Genomic DNA, 4,885 nt, shown 5'->3' on the forward strand with positions numbered 1-4,885 from the left:
CTCGGAGATGTGTATAAGAGACAGGCGGCGCACCGGGCCGGGCGTCAGCGCCGGAAGAGCGGCTCGCCGGGCAGCTCGGTGCCGGCCGGCAGCAGGGCCAGGTTGAGGCCGCGGTCGAGCCGGACCCGCAGCAGCGGGTCCGCCACCAGTGCCTGTCCGATCCGCTGCACCACCGCCTGCGCCTCCTCGCGGGCCAGGTCCGACGAGAGCACCACGGCCAGCAGCCCGTCCGCGTCCTCGTACGGCGCCAGCAGCCCGCCGACCACCTGCGGCTCGGCCGCCAGCAGGGCGCGCACCGCCTCCCGGACCTCCGGGTCGCCGGCCGGCGGCAGATAGGGGCGGTTCTCCGCGAGCGCCCGCAGCCGGGCCCCGCCCAGCTGGTACGGCACCGGGCCGGCCGGGTCCACCAGCAGCGTGTCGGCCCGCTCGGAGAAGGCCACCATCGCGGCCTGCGGCGCGGCCACCGGCGCCGGACGGGCGTCCGCCCGCCAGCGGGCCAGGGTCTCCAGCGAGGTGAAGGCGGGCAGCGCCCGGCGGCCGTCCGGGGCCTCGACCACGGGGACCGCCATATCGCTGGTCTTCTCGTGCTTCAGCCCGTTCGCGTCCGTCTCCACCTCCCCGAGGATCGCCACGATCGGCACCATCAGGCGGCTCGGCGCGAGCGCCGCGAGCACCTCAGGCTCGGCGGTGCGGTCCTGCGCCCACCGGGCCAGCGCCTCGGCCAGCCGGGGGTCGGCGCCGCCGTCGTCACCGGCGAACCCGGGATCGGGAATGTTCTTTGGCTCCACCCGACCGACCCTATGCCACCTCACACCGCCCGCCCGGCGGGCCGACCCTCATGCCGCCGTTCCCCTACCCACCGGTAGTCCGGTGTGGCAGTCTGCGGCCATGGCCTCGCCCGAACTCGCCGCCCAGCGCCCCGCACCCGCCGCCGTGCTCGTCGAGCCGGCCTCGCCCGTCGCCGACCGGGCGCGCTACGACCGGGCCACCGCCCACCTGGGCGGCCCGGTCGCGATCGTCGACCTGGCCGCCTTCGACGCCAACGCCGCCGACCTGGTGCGCCGGGCGGCCGGGAAGCCGATCCGGGTGGCGAGCAAGTCGGTGCGCTGCCGGGCGCTGCTGGAGCGGGCGCTCGCCACCGAGGGGTTCGCCGGGATCATGAGCTTCACCCTCGACGAGTCGCTCTGGCTGGCGCGGGCCGGCTTCACCGACGTCCTGCTGGCCTACCCGTCCGCCGACCGCTCCGGCTACGCCGAGCTGACCGCCGACCCCGGGCTCGCCGCGGCCGTCACCGTCGTCCTGGACGACCCCGCGCAGCTCGACCTGATCGACGCGGCCCGGGCGGGCGGCGCCGAGGTGCGGGTCTGCCTGGAGCTGGACACCGCCCTGCACCTGCTCGGCGGCCGGGTACGGGTGGGCGCCCGGCGCTCCCCGCTGCACGACCCGGCGGACCTCGCGGCCTTCGCCGAACTGGTGCAGCGCCGGCCCGGGTTCCGCGTGGTCGGGCTGATGGCGTACGAGGGGCACGTCGCCGGGGTGGGCGACCGGGTGCCGGGGCGGCCGGCCCGCTCCCGGCTGATCCGGGCGATGCAGGCGCGGGCCCGCGCCGAGCTGGCCGAGCGGCGCGCGGCGGCGGTGCGGCGGCTGCGGCTGGTCGCCGACCTGGAGTTCGTCAACGGCGGCGGCACCGGCAGCCTCGAATCGACCGCCGCCGAGCGGGCGGTGACCGAGGTGGCGGCCGGCTCCGGGCTGTACGCGCCCCGGCTGTTCGACAACTACCAGTGCTTCCGCCCCCGGCCCGCCGCGCTGTTCGGCCAGCCCGTGGTGCGCCGGCCCGGCCTCGGCGTGGTCACGGTGCTCGGCGGCGGCTACCCGGCCTCCGGTCCGGCCGGCCAGGACCGCTCGCCGGAGCCGTACCTGCCGCAGGGCCTGCGCTACGACCCGACGGAGGGCGCCGGCGAGGTGCAGACCCCGCTGCTGGGCGCCGCCGCCGACGACCTGCTGATCGGCGACCGGGTCTGGTTCCGGCACGCCAAGGCGGGCGAGCTGTGCGAGCGCTTCGCCGAACTGCACCTGGTGGAGGGCGATGCGGTGGTGCGCAGCGTGCCGACCTACCGCGGCGAGGGACGGACCTTCCTCTGAACCCCGAGCTCCGACCTGTGAGCTCTGACCTGTGACCTGTGAGCCCCGACGGCCCCCGGCCCCCGGGGTGGACGGGCGGCGGCTTAGCGCCGCCTTAAGCGGGCCCGATGGGATGCCTAACCGGCGCTTCCCGTCGGGCCCTTGGCCTGTCCGGGTGGGTACCGTGCGGATACGGTCCGTCAGAAAACGTGTGACACAGGGCTATTGCCAGCTGGTCTAGTCCAATCATACGCTCCGTCCAAGGGGCGCGTTGCCGGGTCGGCGGCTCCCCCGGAGGCAGACGTGCCTTCCTCCCCCCACACCTCCCGACCCGGAACAGGTCAAGGAGTCCCCACCCCATGTCCATCAAGCGCACTGTGCTCCCGGTCGGCGTCGTCGGCGCCGCCCTGCTCGCGGTCGCGGCCTCCACCGCCGGCACCGCCGTCGCCCACGGCACCATGACGGGCCCGGTCAGCCGGGTCGCCGCCTGCTACGCCGAGGGCCCCGAGAACCCCAAGTCCCAGGTCTGCAAGGACCTCGTCGCGGCGAGCGGCACCCAGCCGCTGTACGACTGGAACGAGGTCAACCTCGCCAACGCCGCCGGCAACCACCAGGCGCTGATCCCGGACGGCAAGCTCTGCTCGGCCGGCCGCGACAAGTACAAGGCGCTGGACTGGCCGCGTCTGGACTGGCCGGCCACCTCGGTCAAGGCCGGTGCGATCAACTTCAAGTTCCGCACCACCGCGCCGCACGTGGGCACCCAGGTCACCTACATCACCAAGGCCGGCTACAACCCCACCCAGCCGCTGAAGTGGTCCGACCTGGACCAGACGCCGGTCGCCAACGTGCCGGTCACCCGGACCGCCACCGAGGGCTACTACAACTACACCGGCACCCTGCCGCAGCGCACCGGCCGGCACATCCTGTACACGATCTGGCAGCGCTCGGACAGCCCGGAGGCGTTCTACACCTGCGCCGACGTGGACTTCGGCCAGGCCGCCGCCGGCACCGCGGTGTCCGCCCTGTCGGCGCCCGCGGGCCCGAGCGAGCAGCAGATCGCCGCGGACGCCGACAAGTCCACGGTCAGCCACCACGGGCACGGCGGCGACCCCAACTCCCCGGCCGGCGCGGTCGCTCCGGTCGCCAGCGCCTCCGTCGGCTCCTCCCCCACCGGTCCGCTGCTGCTGAGCGGCGCCGCCGCGATCAGCGTCGGCTGGGCCGCCATGGTGCTCCGGCGCCGTCGCGTCGAGGCTGTTCGACGCGGCGCCTGACCGCCGGAGGCCGGGAGCGGGCCGTCCCTCGACCCCCGTACGGTCCGCCCCCGGCCCACCCCGTGCCACCGCGTTCCCACAGCCGCACCCGCAGCCGCAGCCGCAGGAGCGCGGGAACGCCGACGGCCCACCCGGTCCCCGGGTGGGCCGTCGTGGTGAGCGGGCCCGGTCAGGCGCCGGTGCCGCTCCCGTCGCCGGTGCCGCCGCTGCCTCCCGGGACCCGGCCGGTGAGCTCGTCCACGCCCTTGACCACGGTGTCCATCACCGACGGCTCCGGGGCCTTGGGCGCGATGTCGAAGCCGAAGTGCAGCGTGGCCAGGCCCTTGCCGTCGCCGCTCGGGAACACCACGGTCTGCACGTAGCCGTCGTTGCCCTTCGCCGCGTCGACCTTCCAGCGGACCAGCCAGCCGTCCCGGCCGTCCACCTCGACGGCCTCCGACTTCAGCTCCTGGTGGGAACCGATCTCGCTGTAGGCCTCCTTGGCGGCCTTCTCGATGTCCGCCCGGGCCGCCGCCTTCACATCGGTGCCGCCGCCGGTGATCCGGCCGCTGCTGATACCGCCCAGCGAGCAGGTGCCACCGCCCTCGCAGGTGTACAGGCCGATGCTGAGCGAGGCGAAGCCGCTCTGGGTGGTGCCGCCGCTCCAGCCGGACGGGATCGGCACCGTGATGCGGTTGACCCGGTCCGCGGCGATCCGCCGGCCGGACGGCGCGCCGTCCTCGGAGCCGTCGTTCTTGTTCTTGCCGTCGCCGTTCTTGCCGTTGCCGCCGTTCTTGCCGTCGCCACCGTTCCCGCCGTTCCCGCCGTTGCCGTCGAGGTCGGGGAACCCGCCCCAGGGGCCGTTCTCGCCGAACGGCGGCAGCTTGGCGTTGCGCTGGGCGGCGGGCCTGGTCTCGTCGCGGCCGTCCATCACCAGGTAGGTGACGCCGGATCCGGCCAGCAGGCCGACCAGCGCCGCCACGGCCGCCGCGACCACCACCGGGCGGGCGGGCCGGCGCCGGCGGGCCGGGGGCGGCGGCACGATCCCGCCGTACGCGGCGCCGAACGGCGGCGGCTCGGGGTAGCGCACGGTCGGCCCGTTCTGCAGGATCTCGCCCTCCAGTACCCGGGTCTCCGGGCCGTCGGACGTAGCGGCGGTCGGGGCGGTGGCGCCCGCCGGGGTGGTGTCCGACACGGCGCCGGCGGGAGCCTGCGGCTCCGGGGCGTCGGCGGGGGCGGGCCGGGTGTTCGCCGTCCAGCCCTTGCCGTCCCACCAGCGCTGCGGTCTCGGGTCGCCGGTGTCCTTGGGGTCCGGGTACCACCCGGCGGGAATCTTCTCGCTCACCCTGGAGAATCTAAACGGCCCCGGTTAAGCGCGATATCAGAGCGGCCGCAATTTCCGGCATTTTCGATGAGATTACGGTGAGAACCGGTGCGGCCCGCCACGGACCGCGCCGCAGCGCCCGCTCCGGACCGCGGCGCCCGCTACCGGGACTAATCGCGGTGCACCGGGC

Annotated in this window: 4 protein-coding genes; 2 read left to right on the top strand and 2 right to left on the bottom strand. The window is 75.3% G+C overall.

Annotated elements, in window-relative coordinates:
• Positions 1-44: 44 nt before the first annotated feature.
• Entirely contained in the window at positions 45-788 is a 744-nt protein-coding gene (locus ACWGB8_RS37745; protein ID WP_452218183.1) for an SseB family protein, read from the bottom strand.
• Positions 789-888: 100 nt separating this feature from the next.
• On the opposite strand from ACWGB8_RS37745, the gene ACWGB8_RS37750 reads away from it, so the two are divergent.
• Together ACWGB8_RS37750 and ACWGB8_RS37755 are read left to right on the top strand one after the other, a co-directional pair.
• The gene (locus ACWGB8_RS37750) at positions 889-2,142 is read left to right on the top strand and encodes an amino acid deaminase/aldolase (protein WP_452218184.1); all 1,254 of its coding nucleotides are present in this window, start codon (positions 889-891) and stop codon (positions 2,140-2,142) included.
• Positions 2,143-2,480: 338 nt separating this feature from the next.
• Positions 2,481-3,392: a lytic polysaccharide monooxygenase auxiliary activity family 9 protein gene (locus ACWGB8_RS37755; RefSeq protein ID WP_452218185.1), complete on the top strand. Its 912-nt coding sequence runs from the start codon at positions 2,481-2,483 to the stop codon at positions 3,390-3,392.
• A 169-nt stretch (positions 3,393-3,561) separates the two neighbouring features.
• Here ACWGB8_RS37755 and ACWGB8_RS37760 read toward each other — a convergent pair whose 3' ends face one another.
• The gene (locus ACWGB8_RS37760; protein ID WP_452218186.1) at positions 3,562-4,716 is read right to left on the bottom strand and encodes a DUF2510 domain-containing protein; all 1,155 of its coding nucleotides are present in this window, start codon (positions 4,714-4,716) and stop codon (positions 3,562-3,564) included.
• Positions 4,717-4,885: the final 169 nt, after the last annotated feature.

This window comes from Kitasatospora sp. NPDC054939 (genome assembly GCF_053610105.1).

What these genes read in the sequence shown, in the direction of transcription:
- ACWGB8_RS37750 (WP_452218184.1), top strand. Translation starts at nt 889, where the DNA reads ATGGCCTCGCCCGAACTCGCCGCCCAGCGCCCCGCACCCGCCGCCGTG.
- ACWGB8_RS37755 (WP_452218185.1), top strand. Translation starts at nt 2,481, where the DNA reads ATGTCCATCAAGCGCACTGTGCTCCCGGTCGGCGTCGTCGGCGCCGCC.